Annotated in this window: 12 protein-coding genes; 7 read left to right on the top strand and 5 right to left on the bottom strand. The window is 41.4% G+C overall.

Annotated elements, in window-relative coordinates; all coding sequences use genetic code 11:
* The first annotated feature begins 231 nt into the window (after window positions 1–231).
* Both Q1A86_RS08060 and Q1A86_RS08055 read left to right on the top strand, forming a co-directional pair.
* The gene (locus tag Q1A86_RS08060) at window positions 232–714 is read left to right on the top strand and encodes an AAA family ATPase (protein ID WP_299805148.1); all 483 of its coding nucleotides are present in this window, start codon (window positions 232–234) and stop codon (window positions 712–714) included.
* Between the two features lie 107 nt (window positions 715–821).
* Window positions 822–1172 (top strand): DMT family protein, encoded by a 351-nt coding sequence (locus Q1A86_RS08055; protein WP_202722221.1) that lies wholly within the window; start codon window positions 822–824, stop codon window positions 1170–1172.
* Window positions 1173–1351: 179 nt separating this feature from the next.
* Here the strand turns inward: Q1A86_RS08055 and corA are convergent, their stop codons facing one another.
* Window positions 1352–2296: a magnesium/cobalt transporter CorA gene (corA, locus tag Q1A86_RS08050; RefSeq protein WP_299805143.1), complete on the bottom strand. Its 945-nt coding sequence runs from the start codon at window positions 2294–2296 to the stop codon at window positions 1352–1354.
* Window positions 2297–2611: 315 nt separating this feature from the next.
* On the opposite strand from corA, the gene Q1A86_RS08045 reads away from it, so the two are divergent.
* Window positions 2612–4372 (top strand): acyl-CoA dehydrogenase family protein, encoded by a 1761-nt coding sequence (locus Q1A86_RS08045; protein WP_299805140.1) that lies wholly within the window; start codon window positions 2612–2614, stop codon window positions 4370–4372.
* Between the two features lie 137 nt (window positions 4373–4509).
* Here Q1A86_RS08045 and dacB read toward each other — a convergent pair whose 3' ends face one another.
* Window positions 4510–5943 (bottom strand): D-alanyl-D-alanine carboxypeptidase/D-alanyl-D-alanine-endopeptidase, encoded by a 1434-nt coding sequence (dacB, locus tag Q1A86_RS08040; RefSeq protein ID WP_299805138.1) that lies wholly within the window; start codon window positions 5941–5943, stop codon window positions 4510–4512.
* A 493-nt stretch (window positions 5944–6436) separates the two neighbouring features.
* Here dacB and Q1A86_RS08035 point away from each other — a divergent pair, with 493 nt between their 5' ends.
* The 3 genes from Q1A86_RS08035 to Q1A86_RS08025 all read left to right on the top strand — a co-directional run bounded on the left by Q1A86_RS08035 (window position 6437) and on the right by Q1A86_RS08025 (window position 8923).
* Window positions 6437–6769 (top strand): DUF1904 family protein, encoded by a 333-nt coding sequence (locus Q1A86_RS08035; protein ID WP_299805135.1) that lies wholly within the window; start codon window positions 6437–6439, stop codon window positions 6767–6769.
* Window positions 6770–6779: 10 nt separating this feature from the next.
* Window positions 6780–8093: a CDP-diacylglycerol--serine O-phosphatidyltransferase gene (gene pssA / locus Q1A86_RS08030; RefSeq protein ID WP_299805132.1), complete on the top strand. Its 1314-nt coding sequence runs from the start codon at window positions 6780–6782 to the stop codon at window positions 8091–8093.
* 68 nt (window positions 8094–8161) lie between these two features.
* On the top strand, window positions 8162–8923 hold the full coding sequence (locus tag Q1A86_RS08025) for a tRNA-uridine aminocarboxypropyltransferase (RefSeq protein ID WP_299805130.1): 762 nt from the start codon (window positions 8162–8164) through the stop codon (window positions 8921–8923).
* Between the two features lie 531 nt (window positions 8924–9454).
* Here the strand turns inward: Q1A86_RS08025 and Q1A86_RS08020 are convergent.
* From Q1A86_RS08020 to Q1A86_RS08010, 3 genes are all read right to left on the bottom strand, one after another.
* A complete protein-coding gene (locus tag Q1A86_RS08020; protein ID WP_299805127.1) occupies window positions 9455–10054 on the bottom strand; it encodes a response regulator in 600 nt (199 codons plus the stop codon).
* Window positions 10047–11837, bottom strand: coding sequence for a PhnD/SsuA/transferrin family substrate-binding protein (locus tag Q1A86_RS08015; RefSeq protein ID WP_299805125.1), 1791 nt, complete (start codon window positions 11835–11837; stop codon window positions 10047–10049). Before Q1A86_RS08015 ends, Q1A86_RS08020 begins: the two co-directional genes overlap by 8 nt.
* Before the next feature lie 283 nt (window positions 11838–12120).
* A complete protein-coding gene (locus Q1A86_RS08010) occupies window positions 12121–13311 on the bottom strand; it encodes an FAD:protein FMN transferase (RefSeq protein ID WP_299805123.1) in 1191 nt (396 codons plus the stop codon).
* Window positions 13312–13504: 193 nt separating this feature from the next.
* Between Q1A86_RS08010 and Q1A86_RS08005 the strand changes: the two genes are divergently transcribed.
* Window positions 13505–14848, top strand: coding sequence for an FMN-binding protein (locus tag Q1A86_RS08005; protein WP_299805121.1), 1344 nt, complete (start codon window positions 13505–13507; stop codon window positions 14846–14848).
* Window positions 14849–14875 lie beyond the last annotated feature (27 nt).

Genomic DNA, 14875 nt, shown 5'->3' with positions numbered 1-14875 from the left:
TAAAGGTGGTTAAGTCGCGTAGGATGTTAATTGTCAACGACACACTAGATTTTGACTTCAACATCACATAGCTCGGACTCTAACCTATCGACATATAGTTTTAAAAATAGAGAGTAAGTAAAACCACCTCAAAAGTGTTGTCTGTACGATGCATGAGTAGATGCTAATGTTTTTAGCTAAATGTGAAAGTCAGCCACCAAATCTGCACTATAACAACAAGGACATTAAAAATTGAAAAAGGTCGTTATTTTTGGAAATTCAGGCTCTGGTAAGTCAACGCTTGCAAGGCTATTGAGTGAGCAGCATGGACTGGCGCATCTTGATTTGGATTCAATTGCCTGGTTGGTGCAATTAACACCTCAGCGAAAACCCTTGCAACAAGCTGCAGTTGAAATTGAACGTTTTACACACAAAAATGACTCGTGGGTGATAGAAGGCTGTTATTCGGATCTGCTGCAATTGGTGATACCTCAAGCAAGTGAAATCATCTTCTTAAACTTAACTATAAATGCTTGTATAGCCAACGCAAGAGCACGCCCATGGGAGCCACATAAGTACCAGAGCAAAGAGGCTCAAGACAAAAACTTAGACATGCTAATCGACTGGATTGGTCAATATGAGAAAAGACAAGATACTTTCTCGTTAATGGCACATGAATTGTTGTTCACTCAATTTAATGGCAAGAAAACTCGAATTAGCAGTAATCAAAGCTAAGAAATAGTTGTTTACGCCAAATAGGGCTATCAGTAAAATGCGCCAACATTTTCGGTCCCATTCATCAACAAAGTCGTTGATGGCATTTTGCGTGAGTTTAGTTAGCAATGAACCCCATTTTTATCAGTATCTCTTTGCTCGTTTGCAGCAATATCTTCATGACCTTTGCTTGGTATGCGCATTTGAAAGAGCTCAATAATAAGCCTTGGATCATTGCTGCGCTAATTAGCTGGGGAATTGCCCTATTTGAATACTTACTACAAGTACCAGCCAATCGAATTGGCTATACAGAGTTAAATGTAGGCCAGCTAAAAATCCTGCAAGAAGTGATCACCCTGATGGTATTCGTTCCATTTTCAGTATTCTACTTAAGAGAGCCGTTGAAGTTAGACTATTTATGGGCGGGGCTGTGCTTAGTCGGTGCGGTGTACTTTGCCTTTAGAAGTAAATTTGCATAACCATCGTCAAATAAAGCGAGTCATAATGGCCCATCTGAACGTTTTTCTCTAACGCTTATACAAGCGGTAGCCTTGATCTGCAAATTGTAACGCCACTGAAAATGTGGCGTTATTGTCTTCAGTAGCCTCATCCCTATATCTAATCAAGTTAGTAAACCAGTAGCTATTAGTTAGAGCGACTACAACCACCGCTTTATTTTGAAAAAACCAAATGCAGCCGCAGCACTGGCAAACATAAGTCCTATGGACCATGGATAACCATATTGCCAATGTACTTCAGGAATATTGGTAAAGTTCATACCATAGGTACTGGCTATTAATGTTGGCGGGAGAAACACAATCGCGGTGACAGAAAAAATTTTGCTGATTTTATTTTGCTGTAAACCGGTAAAGCCCATGGCTGCATCCATTAAAAAGTTAATTTTTTCAAAAATAAACTGAGTATGTGGTATTAACGACGCGATATCAGACAACATATTATTAATATCTTTTGTTTCATCGTTATCCAGTTTCATTTGATTATCACGCAGTATGTAGTTCAGCGCGCGTTGGGTATCGAGAAGGTTCAGGCGGATCTTACCATTGGTGTCCTCTCTGATTGTGATTAATTTAAACACCTCATCAATATGATCATTTTCATAAATCTCATGACCTACATTTTCCAAAGTACTATAGATCTCTTCAATAAGGTCAGCTAGATGGTCAACTTTCATTTTGAAAAGCTGAATGAACAATTGCAGTGATGTCAGTGGTTCGTGGGCTTGTTGCAACTTGGTTAGTAATGAGCCTATTAATTGTTCATCATCATCTCGGATGGTGATCAATAGCTGCTCTCTAAGGTTAAAGTAAATATTAACCGATTTCAGAGTCTGTCCTGACTTTTGGCTAAATAAAGAGTTAACGTGTAAACCATCTTTGTTTTGGTAAAAGCGAGAAGAGGCCTCAATTTCGTTTCTATCTTCTCTATCGGGCACTTCTTCACAGAATACCTCGGATAACCATAATCTTTCAGCCTCAATAGGTTGATAGATATCTAGCCATATCGCTGTTTCTGGTAAAGGCTCATCAATATTTATAGCAGTAGCATTGACTTGGCGTTGTTCGTAGCAATACGCAGTGATCATGTTGGCCCCATAGTAAATTAATCCAAACGGATAATTAAATATTAGCCAATGATTGCAAAGGTATAGTCAATTAATAGTGTGATAGTGAGCTTTAGGACGTGCAAGCTGATCTGTACTAGTGCTGTGCTGTGCAAGTTAAGAAAAACTTGTCATATTTTATGTGTCGAATTAAGTAGTCAATAAAGTGATACGACAAAAATAACTTAAATGCAGATGTCGATTTTAGCAAAAGATTTAACGCGAAAGGGGTGTCATTTGTTGTTACTTCTGATAGATTTGAAACAACTGTTTAAATCCACTGTTTAAGAGCCCTATATGAACCCATATAACGCCCCATTAGCTGAGATGCGCTTCTTACTTGAAAAAGTCTTTGATGCACCAAAAACTTGGTCTGAAATGCCTGCAATGGCAGAAACTGTAGATATGGATACTGCAGCCGCTATTTTAGATGAAGCTGACAAGATCAGCCGAGAGCTTATCCATCCTATTAATCGTAGTGGTGATGAGCAAGGTGTTCGTCATGAAGCTGATAAGGTGATCACACCTGATGGTTATAAAGCGGTATATGACCAATATGCAGAAGGTGGCTGGGTAGGCTTGTGTGGCGATCCAGAGTTTGGCGGGATGGGAATGCCGAAGATGCTTGGCGTGCTCGTCGATGAGATGGCATATAGCGCCTGTAACGCGTTTACGCTGTACGGTTCATTAACTGCAGGTGCAGCGCTCGCTATTCATGCCCATGGCAGTGAGGAGATCAAAGAGCAGTATCTACCTATGATGTATAGCGGCGAGTGGGCTGGTGCCATGGATATGACTGAACCACAAGCGGGTTCAGATCTGCGTAATATCCGCACCAAAGCGGTGCCTAATGAAGATGGTAGCTACAAGATCACAGGTAGCAAGATTTTTATCACTGGTGGCGATCATGATTTAACAGAAAATGTGATTCACTTGGTGCTAGCTAAATTGCCAAACACCAGTGGCATTTCATTGTTCTTAGTGCCAAAGATTAAGGTTAACGCTGATAACAGTCTAGGTGACACGAATGGTGTAACTGTTGGCTCTATTGAGCACAAGATGGGGCTTAAGGGTTCGGCAACTTGTGTGATGAACTTCGATGATGCTGAGGGTTACCTGATTGGTAAACCAAACCGCGGCCTAGTCTGTATGTTTACCATGATGAACTACGAACGTTTAGCTATTGGTATTCAGGGACTCGGGACTTCACAAGCTGCATATCAAATGGCAGCAGACTACGCGAAAGAACGAGTCCAGGGCGTGGCAGCGGGTGGCTCTCCAACGGGGGCTAGCTGCGATCCAATCATAGTCCATGGTGATGTTAGGCGTATGCTGCTGACAATTAGAACCTTAACTGACGCCGGACGCGCACTATCTGTCTATACCGGGCAACAATTAGACTTAGCTAAGTACTCAGAAGATCCCGATGTTAAAGCTAAGGCTAGTCGCTTTATGGGGCTACTTACACCTGTTTCAAAAGCGTTTTTAAGTGACCGCGGGCTTGATGCGGCTATCATGGCCCAGCAAGTGTTTGGTGGTCATGGTTATATTCGCGAAACCGGAATTGAACAGCTAGTACGTGATACCCGTATAGCGCAGATCTATGAAGGCACTAACGGCATTCAAGCGATTGATTTTCTTGGGCGCAAAGTTACTGGTGACAATGTTGCTGCACTGGCAGAGTTTATTGCTGAGCAAGTGGCTAATATCAACGGTTATCAACATGTTAATGACGCCGACAAAACTCGGGTACTCGCTTTATTAGAGCAACTGTTAGACGTTGCAAAACAGGTGAACGAAAACAAACTATCACAACCTGCTTTGATTAACGCTTGTGCCGTCGATTATTTGGATGCCTTTGGTTATAGCCTCTATGGTTGTTTCTGGCTGGCTATGCTTGATGCGTCAAACGATCACGAAGACAATAACTTTAAGCAGCAAAAAGCACACTTGAGTCGCTTCTATTTTGACAAGTTACTCGCTAAAGCAGATTTCCACTTATCACTGGTGAGTATGGGTGACGCTTCAATTATGCAGATGAATGCCGATCTATTCTAACCGTAAATTGCGATAAGCTCATGTCGTAAAATCAAACGCCACTTTAATAGTGGCGTTTTTCTTTGCAGTTGATACCTGTTGCTAATAATCTCGCTTAAATAGATTTTGGCGCAGACGCATCAAATTTTTTGCATATATTAGGGCTGACTATTTTTGACCATAGACTGTAGAAACAGTACGTTAAATGGTGCTATTTCGGCTTTTTTGACAGACGGGCTATGTCCATTTTCTAAGATCACAAACGCTTGAGTTAATTGTCCATCCTCTTTAATGAAGCCTGCTAAGTTTGCGACCCCCATCATTGAGCCTGTTTTGGCGAGCACTGCACCTTTAAGGGGCAAGGCTGTGTAACCACTTCGGTATGCTAAGGTTCCAGTTTTACCAGCGATGGGCAGTTGATCTATTAAAAAGTTAAGCTCTTTACGTTGTTTGATCAGTAATAGCACTTGGCTCAACTGTTCAGCGCTCAGTAGGTTGTAACGAGATAAGCCAGAACCATCGACAATATTGGCACTCGCCAGATCGACGCCTTGCTCAGTTAGGATTTGTTTCATTGCCGTGCTACCGTTAATAAATGAACCTGGCACGCCATAAATATGTTGTCCTAGACGCTTTAACAGGCTGTCTGCGATTAAATTGTCTGATTTTAACAACATGATATCAGTCAGCTCGGAAAGAGGCTTAGATTTGTGCTGCGCTAGCAACAAGGTATTTGCGGGTCTTTTGCTGGTTAGCAGAACACGGCCTTTGATGCTGATCCCTAAGTTTTCCAGCATATTAGTCAGACTATTTTGAGCATAAAGGGCTGGGTCGGATACGGCAATCGCTAGCTTCAAGGGCTTTTGGCCAGCGTAGCAACCCGATAACGAAAATTGATTGTTAGAATGGCGCTGCAAGCTTAATTCGCAAAAAGGAATGTCGGCGACTTTATCGAAAACTGCGGTATTAGTGATGGAAATGGGTTCAAATTGGCTGAACGTTAATTTTGACTTGTTATTGGCAAGGGTCGGTGCGAGCTTGGCTTTCACACAGTTCTGATTAAGGATATAGCGAGAAACTGGCGCGGCGTAACAAATCCCTAAGTCATCCCACACCCAACCTGGAGCCTGGAGGGTTTCTTGCTGATCGCCAACTAAATAGAGATTGCCGTCGATATGTTTTAAGCCTTGTTTTTGAAGTTGTTTAAATAACTGTCTTAGATCGTTTGTAGTCAGTGTTGGATCGCCATCGAACCTTAAGAATAAGTCACCCTCAATACGATTGTTTTTTATACCGACAAAAGAATCTATCTGGGTTGTAAAGTTAAAGTCCCTACCTAGTGCCGAAGTTGCCGCTACGGCTGTTAGCAACTTCATTGTACTCGCAGGAACAAACAAGCGCTCAGCGTCCTTACGAAACTCCACTTCAGCCTTTCGATCTTTGCTACTGCTATCAAGCGGGCTGACAACAATGGCAGTTTGAGAGGTTTTAGGCTCTATGACTTTAACTATGTTCGCTAAGTAATCATTAGCTAACACGGGAACTGCAAACAGTACTAGGCTGAGCGTGGAGACAATAACACGTTTATGCAAAAGTGAGCCCTTGTTCTATGTGTGAAAATATGTGCCGAAAGCTAAATGAAAAAAGCTTAACTGCTAGTCTTGGCCATTAGGTTCGTCTTTCTCCATCAGGCGATAAAGCCTAAAAGTGACAAATAAAACCAGACCAAAAAAGAGAGGTAATACTAAGATCCCCAGCTGGGCTTTAAAATGAAATATACCCCATGAGCCTAGCAGCACGACCAATAGAGTTACCAGTGTCTTAATGTTCATCATGTTGTCCAAAGCGTAAAAACAAACACCATTTTAGCAAAATACCTTCTCTTTATCAGTGATGCTTTTGGCAAACTAAGCCTGTTTCATGATAAAAATCGACATGGAGCGAGTCAGGGTTTTCTGACTATTATTTTGGCTAACCGCGCAAGAACCCATCTAAAACTGGCCCTAGAGAGGGTTATTAACAGAAAAACCTTGCTCAAAGTGACTTAAATCGGTAATTTCTATGCCCTTATCTAGGAGGATCTTTATGCCACATATAAGAGTTAGCGGAATACCTGAAGCGGCTGTTGCCACACTGAGTATCGACTTACTTGAGGCATTAGCCGATATCTGTCAGGCAAAACCAGAGTCTTTCATTCTCGATTGGAACAATAGCAATAGTTACCGTGATGGTGAACAGATCAAAGATATTGCTCAGGTCGAGGTGTTATGGTTTCCAAAAGATCCCGAAACACACCATCGTGCACAGTCGGTTATCCGTGAAGCCTTACTAAAGGTTTATCCGGGGCTAAAGCATGTAATTGTCATGTTTAGAGAGCTTGAACCGAGCACTTATTATAAAGATGGTCAGCATTATTAAGGAGAGAGCCTTGCTGAATAAGCTAGGTGGCATACCGCTACAACCAGATTCGCTTTCATGGCTCTTGACGCCTAAAGCGTTAAAAGCTGAATTGTTATCTCGAATTGCAACTGCAAAGCATTCTATTTATATCGCAGCACTCTATTTAGAAGATGACGAAGCAGGTAGAGAAATTATTGCTGCTTTAATAGAGGCTAAAAACCAGAACCCTGAACTCGATGTCAAAGTCCTTGTAGATTTTCATCGCGCCCGTCGTGGTCTTATCGGCCATAAAGGTGACAGTGGTAATTACTTCATGTATCGCAAGGTCATTGAGGCCGCAGAGCACCCAATTGACATCTTAGGTGTGCCGGTTAAGTCCCGTGAGTTTATGGGTGTGCTGCATCTTAAGGGCTTCATTATTGATGACACCGTTATCTTTAGCGGTGCAAGCTTAAATAATATCTATCTTCATCAGGATGATAAGTATCGTTTCGACCGTTATCACGTCATTGCATCTGCAGAGCTTGCTCGCAGCATGCGTGAAATGATCCAAACTTATTTGGTTAACGATGTTGCCGTTAGCTCATTGACTCAACCTAAAGAAACTGAGCAGCTACCGACTAAAGCTGAAGTTAGTAGTCTTAAGCATCGTCTATCTAAAGCTGAGTATAAGTTCAGTGAGACTCGGATCGGCAATCGTGTTACGCCATTAGTGGGTCTTGGACGAAAGAAGAACAAGTTAAATAAGGTGATTGTTGCCATGGTAGAGGAGTCACAAGACTCACTCTTTATTTGCACTCCCTATTTTAATCCGCCCTATATTTTAGTGCGAGCGTTAGCTAAGCATCTGCGTAAAGGTAAAAAGATAGATATCGTTGTGGGTGATAAAACCTCAAACGATTTTTATATTCCGCCTGAGGAAGAGTTCTCTACCATCGGTGCACTGCCTTATATGTATGAGCAGTCGCTGAGAAAGTTCGCAAAACGCCAGCAATGGGCGATTGAGAATGGGCAATTGAACATTCACCTTTGGAAAGATGGCCGTAACAGCTTCCATTTGAAGGGGATCAGCGCCGACAGTAATCGTCATATGATCACTGGCAGTAACTTGAACCCAAGAGCCTGGGCGTTAGACCTAGAAAACGGCTTATTATTACAAGATGATAATGAATGCTGGAAAGATAAGTTTGAACAAGAGCAAGCACACATTCTTGAGCATACTGAGCGTTTGTTCCATTACAGCCAGATTGAAACGCTACACAATTATCCTGCTCCAGTACGTAAGATTATGAAGCGTATTAAGCGTTTGAAAGCAGATTTTCTGTTAAGACGTATACTTTAAGTACGTCGATTGATTAACGATTAAAAGCCTGCCGATGAGTAGGCTTTTTTATTAAGGTTTTAGCTAAAATGACTTTGCCAAAGCATGCTATTCATCGTCTGTATGAATATAGAAAAGCAATCTCTTCCCGGCCTTTTACCGCCAGAGGCAAGAATATTGTACGTTGCCAATCTTGCTTGTTAGCAGAAAAGCTCTGCACCTGTCGTTATCGAAAGCAGGTCGAAAGTGAATTGGCTTTTATGCTTATCATGTATGATGACGAGGTACTAAAACCGAGTAATAGTGGTCGTTTAATCGCAGATATTATCCCAGATACCCATGCTTTTATTTGGTCTCGTAGTGAACCTAACCGTAAAATGCTTGAGATTATCAATGACCCAAATTATCAGCCTTATGTGATTTTTCCGTCTGAATATGCCGTTGAGGGGCAGGCGGTGGTAGAGCGTGTTGAACCTGCTATGTTGCCAGCGGGCAAGAAGCCTTTGCTTATCTTACTTGATGGTAGCTGGCGTGAAGCGATTAAAATGTTCAGAAAGAGTGAGTATTTGCATCAATTTCCACTTTTTTCATTTTCACCAGAGTCAACCGCGTCTTATGCACTTAGAAAAGGGGCGCGAGACTTTCAACTCGGTACCGCTGAGGTTGCCTCATTAGCCTTGTCGGCGGCGGGTGAAGCACATAATGCTGCGGTATTAGAGTCCTGGTTTGCATTTTTCGTCGAGTCTTCTTTACACGGTCGTAGTCGTAACAACCGAGAAGAATCGGCATTAACCCAGCTTAAGCAAGAATTCATTCATGCCTATCAAAAACTGACTTCGGACAAGAACTAGCATCTGATAAGTTTTAATCTAAAGAAATAGAGAATAGTTAATCTAGCAAATCAATGCGTTGAATCTGTTGTTATATGCGTTATGCTTAATGTTTAATAGCAAATAGATGAGGGCAATGGATGGCTTCAATTAAGGTTTTGGTTTGCTCGTTTATAACTGTCTTTATTATGCTAATAGCCTTATTCTCTGTTGCGATTAATTCGGTCAATATCAAAGAAAAGGCCACGGCTAAGCTTAGTGTTACGCCGAATTACAAGTCAATTTTTAGGTCTGCAAATAGGCCTTCTTCTAATTCTATGGCTACTAAGGTTGTAGCTCCCTATCTCAAGAATAAGCCCTACAGTGAACTCTTGGCCAGAAGCCGTTATAGTGCCGGGCTAGTCTGCCAAGACAAAGGTTGGGAGTTCTGTGCGCGCTGGGCTCAGTCGAGACGTAGCCCTAGAAGTCGTATCGCTTAAGCCAGAATATTGATTAGAGACAAGGGCACCGATTGAGTACACGGTCACCCGTGTTGCTATCCTCGGAAAACGTTTACTCGGTGCTCTTTCCCATTAAATACGCCAGTTCGGCAACATTATTGACCTGCATTTTTTGCATCACTTTCTGACGGTGCAGCTCTATGGTTCGCTGTGCAATATTAAGCTCTGCAGCAATTACTTTATTGAGTTTTCCTTCTAGTACCTTTTCCATCACTTCATACTCTCTAGGAGTCAGCGCTTCAAGCTTATCGCTTAATTCTTTACGTGCCACTTTACGCTGCATGTTAAGTTTTGTTTGGGCTTTAGCTTGGTCAAGTAATGCGACAAGCTTATCTCCATCAACAGGCTTTTCTAGAAAGTCTAAAGCCCCTTTTTGAATCGCTTGTACCGCCATCGCAATATTGCCATGGCCGCTTAACATTATCACAGCGATAGGACTTTGAGACTTAGTTAGGTGGGTTAGCAATGCACTCCCATCCATGCCTGGCATCTGTACATCTAAGATCGCAATGGCTTCACTTTGAAGATCCACTTGGTTTAAAAAGCTATCGGCAGACAGGAAGCCTTGGGGCTTGAAGCCAAGGCCATTTAACATCCAAGTCAAAGAGTCTAAAACGTCTTGGTCATCATCGACCAAATATAAGTTACACAATGTGAGGCGCCTTAATTGGTAGAGTTATTGTTATGGTTAAACCAGGAGCAGGTGATCCTTCGACAATATTATTGGCCGCATTGATCTCACCGTTATGTTCTTCGATGATTCGTTTACAGATAATCATTCCAAGTCCTAAACCGTTCTCTTTCGATGTTTCAAATGGGAAAAATAACCGCTCTAGCGCCATTTCGCTTAAACCTGTGCCATTATCCTTAAATACAATTGAAACGTGCTCAGCTTGGTTAGAGAGCGTTATAGAAAGACAAGGCTCCTTAGTTTGCACCATGGCATCGAGTGCATTACGAATGATATTAACGAATACCTGTTGTAGAAGACTCGGGTCGGCCTTTAAGCTAACGACTAGGCTATTAAAGTTTGGAGTCAGCTTTATACGAGCAAACTCGACCGCCATTAAGCTAAGCGTATCTTCTAAAATTTGATTTAAACAGCACTCACTCATGACACTCGGTTGTTGGCAGAAATGCCTAAAACGTTTAATTGTTGTTTGAGCCCTATCAACCTGCTGAATGGCTTTAGTCATGGCCTCTTTAAGCTCTACTTGCTCGGCAGTCAGGCGATAAATACAGCCCTGAGTCAGATAGCGGATCCCAGCTAAGGGTTGATTAAGCTCATGGGCTATACCGGACGCCATCTCACCAGTTAACAAGACGCGCTGAGCCTTATAAAACTGCTTTGTTTGTTCAAGTAGGGCTTTTTGTGTTTGAGTGTGTAACTCAACTTCCGCCTTGAGATCTCTTGTGCGCAGCACTACAAGTCGTTTTACTCGAAGATGATGAATATAACCAAATAAAAGAAATATCGCAGCAACAACGGCCCAGGGGAGCGCACTCTTAAAAATTGAGGTCCAGTTAGTTACAAATGGCCATTGCTGTAACTGTTTTAGTAACTTAAAGACATGGCTATCATTAACAGTTGCAGACCAAGAGTCATAGCGACCTTGGGTCGCTGCAATCTCATTGGGCTGTATCGAAAGCAATGAGCGGATGACTTCAGTAGCTAGGCGATGGTCTGTTTTACCCAGCTTAGAAAAAGAGTAATAGGGATATAACTCGCTTGAGGTCTGGCAGTGAAAGCTAGGTTCATCTTTAGTGAGGACAACCTGCAAGGTATTTGCGGCAATTTCTCCTTTGACTATCGCGTTTTCAAGTACACAAGTGGGTAAAATCGCTATGTCGGCTTCACCGTTAGCAACGAGTGTTAATAGCTTTTGCTGAGGAAATCCAACAAATTTTAGCTGTTTAAAGTCATTGAAAGGATTAAGGCCGTTATGCGCCATCTCACCTGCAAATATTTGAAAGCCGCCGAATGCTTGTTTATCTGTCGAAATGGCTTTGTGGCTCTTTAAATCCTCTAGACTATCGACTTGTTGGTCTGCTCGCATGATCAATGCTGAGCCAACCGATTGAGTAGGGTGCATATTATCTCGAGGTATCAGCGTGAGTAGACTGCTGGTTCCATAGTCTTTCTTATAACTCACACCGGTTAACGCATTGGTGATTAAAAAATCTAATTTTCCTTGGGCAACGTCGGCATCCAACTCATTAGGTGTTAATGCGACCAATTCAAAAGGAGTGCTTAAGTCGGCTGCGATTCTATCTATGGTCGGTTGCCAGCGCTTTGCAACGTTTTCTGGATGTGTAAATGCCAACACACCGACACGAATAGGGGAGGTGTCTTCTGCAAAACAATAACTCGCCTGAAAACAAGATAGAGTAAAGCAACTTAGGACTAATAGTGGGCGAAATTTAATTATCATCATTAGGTATGGCAAAGAAACACCTGACTATTATGACTAATTTAGAATTAAATGTAGTGGTAAAAACCGACGCCTAGTGAGCTCTATCACATCTTTTACTCGGCTGCGGAAAACCACTACATATACAACTTAATTAACTATATATAATAAATAGGTTGATGAACTATATTTCATTTATTAGTTAGTGTTAGCTGGATTTATTTTATCACAACTCTGTTTGTTATTTTTCATCATGTTTTACGTTGTCTTAAATTTTGTTTGGATGTTATCTTAAATGATTTGACGGTTAAAAAATCATGCGGTAGTCATTAAACTTATCACTCTCCACTTTCTCTCCTGCTGAATTTAAATACCATATGGCTTCTACTGCAGTGTTTTGATTAGTGTAATTGAGCGCCTGTTCTAGAGGCATTAAAAATAATGCTGTTGAAATAATGTCCGCATAGATCTGATTGTCATTCATTACTATAGTGGTGGAGATCCCCGTCCTCTTCGGATATAAAGTTTTAGGATTAATAATATGATGATATTCTTTACCTTTAACACGGTAGTATCTTAGATAGTTTCCACTCGACACTACAGTAATATCCTTGCCTGTAATCACTTCATGAAATTGGCCTTCAAAACTTTGACATTGCTCTAGAGAGTTGTTGTGTTTCTTGCATACAGGATCTTCGACTGCGGTTGTAAACTGACGACCTTGCGGATGTATTCCATGGTGGCGAATGTTACCCCCAGCATTGATCATAAAATTTTTAATACCATCACTTCTTAATTGCTGGTAAACCATTTCAGCCATCCAACCTTTGGCAATTCCGCCTAGATCTATGCTCATACCCGTTTGTAACTTTATGGTGTTCTGTTTCACATTTAAATCAATATTATCGATGTTAATCAGAGGTCTGGCAGCGTTGAGCTCGGCGGGAGTAGGTATGGTACATTGATCTTCTGCTTTTCGTTCGCCTTTACATTGTGCCCGATAACTTCGCCAGATATCGATAACGGGAGACAAGGCGATGTTAAAATATCCATCGGTTTTATCATGCCAATCAATGCTCGCTTTAATGAGTTGGGTCAGTTTAGGATCGATGTGGTGAGTTTTATCGGGTTCATTATTAATGCTCTTGATGTTGATAACATGGGGGTAGGTACTGTAGTTAGACGCTAAGTAATGGTATTCCTGTATGACATTAAGTGCATTGCACAAGGCATTATTATAGTGACTGCTATCTTTATCATAAATATCAATGCTGATTGATGTGCCAAAATATTTAAGTGTCGTTAAGTTAGTGACGCCCTGGCTATTTTTAATCATGGCATTACCTTCACATCGATAAGGTTGACCATGGGTGTTAACCTTTATTACTTCAAAGTCTGGTGCTGGTGGCAATGAATTCTCAGAAGCTAACTTTATAGGTTCAGCATGAGTAAAGTTAGAAAAGGTCAACAAAAGTAACAATGGGTAAATACGTTTCATAATAAAGCCTGGCAGTATCTAAGTTAATAAATGAATATCATAATGCCGCATAAAAATATTTTTAAAGAGCCATTTGTGTTAACTGAGTCAAATAATTAACACTCAACTTAATAGATTGCGGTTTTCCGCAATTGTGAAGAATTTTAAACCTTTTATTCTGAACTCAATGAAATAACACCTGAAGGCTGAGAGAATGAAAAGCTTAAAAATATTCAATAAAACACTCGTTAGTAGTGCAGTACTTGTTGCCACAATGACCCTTGCTGGATGCTCTAGCACAATGGAACAAGGTAAGTACGCCGATGGTACTCATGATGTGTCTGCTAAAGGGAAAAAAGGGCTGATCACTTTAACAGTAGAAGTGAAAAACGGTCACATTGTTGAGATTAAAACTAAGTCTCATAATGAAACCGAGTCTCTTTATCTTAATGCCGAACGCCTTTTATCAAAGGTTGTTGCTAACAACGGTCATGAAGGTATCGATGCCGTTTCTGGGGCAACTTACTCTTCTAATGGAATTTTAAAAGCAATCAATAGTCTTCCAAGAGTCGATGGTAGCCAACCTGAATATGTGGCAGTGGGTGCTAAAGAAGAAACAGGTGATGACAATTTTAAACTGAAATGGTCTATTCAGCCTCAGCTAGGGCTACTGAAAGGTGACTATTACTATGAGGAAGCACGCTTCCGCCAAGGCCACATGGGTAGTGTTGCTATCGTTACCGAGCTCGATAATTCAGATAATGTGATTTTTGCAGAGTTTAATGAAAGCGGCCGACCAAATTATTACACCCGTTTATACCAAGATGTGCCTAAGCGTATGTCTGAATACAACTTCTCTATGGGTAAGAAGAAAGGAACTGCCTGGGTTCAATCGGCTCTTACCATGGAAAAGCTAATGGTAGAGCAAGACAAGTTAACGTTTGATCTCAATCCAGACTTTGATCCATCTCTTCGCAATAAGTTGAAAGAGCCTAATCGTCTGAAATATGCGGGTATCGATGTTGTAGCGGGGGCTTCAAACAGTATTCAGCAATCTATGGTGCCGTTAACCGCAAAAATCCATGCTCAGATCAATGGCGAGGGTAGCAATGAAAGATTCTATCAGCACGCCGAAAAGCTTGTAGATGCTAAAGGTAACTGGACTGGCGTGACCGCCATGCTACGACTAGTCGTAGATACAGATACTAAGCAAATTACAAAAGCTCATTATGATGAAATTTTTGCCGACGAAAAAGCGCAGATAAAAGATGCTTCACAGAAGAAGTTTTATCGTCAATCTAAGTATGAGTCTATCAACTATGTAGAGCCTGCTCGAATTGGTTTCAATGTGATGATTGATGGATTGAATGCTCACCTGCAACAAGGTGGTTCATTATTTAGTATCGATGATTTACCAGCAACAGGTGACACCGGTAGCTATGCAGCAACAGGATTCACTAAGCGTTCAAATTCTTGGGATAACTACTTGAAGCAAGCTGAGATCTTGTATAAAGAGATGCGCCAAGATGCAATGATCAACGAACATAACAAGCAATAATCAAACTCTAGCGACGGCTCCTAAACG

It is taken from the genome of uncultured Shewanella sp. (genome assembly GCF_947497935.1).
Classification (GTDB): Bacteria; Pseudomonadota; Gammaproteobacteria; order Enterobacterales; family Shewanellaceae; genus Shewanella.
The sequence above is the reverse complement of the archived record's forward strand: the minus strand, read 5'-3'. Positions and strand labels throughout refer to the sequence as shown.

What these genes read in the sequence shown, in the direction of transcription:
- Q1A86_RS08005 (WP_299805121.1), top strand. Translation starts at nt 13,505, where the DNA reads ATGAAAAGCTTAAAAATATTCAATAAAACACTCGTTAGTAGTGCAGTA.
- Q1A86_RS08045 (WP_299805140.1), top strand. Translation starts at nt 2,612, where the DNA reads ATGAACCCATATAACGCCCCATTAGCTGAGATGCGCTTCTTACTTGAA.
- Q1A86_RS08010 (WP_299805123.1), bottom strand. Translation starts at nt 13,311, where the DNA reads ATGAAACGTATTTACCCATTGTTACTTTTGTTGACCTTTTCTAACTTT.
- Q1A86_RS08015 (WP_299805125.1), bottom strand. Translation starts at nt 11,837, where the DNA reads ATGATGATAATTAAATTTCGCCCACTATTAGTCCTAAGTTGCTTTACT.
- Q1A86_RS08025 (WP_299805130.1), top strand. Translation starts at nt 8,162, where the DNA reads ATGACTTTGCCAAAGCATGCTATTCATCGTCTGTATGAATATAGAAAA.
- corA (WP_299805143.1), bottom strand. Translation starts at nt 2,296, where the DNA reads ATGATCACTGCGTATTGCTACGAACAACGCCAAGTCAATGCTACTGCT.
- Q1A86_RS08035 (WP_299805135.1), top strand. Translation starts at nt 6,437, where the DNA reads ATGCCACATATAAGAGTTAGCGGAATACCTGAAGCGGCTGTTGCCACA.
- Q1A86_RS08055 (WP_202722221.1), top strand. Translation starts at nt 822, where the DNA reads ATGAACCCCATTTTTATCAGTATCTCTTTGCTCGTTTGCAGCAATATC.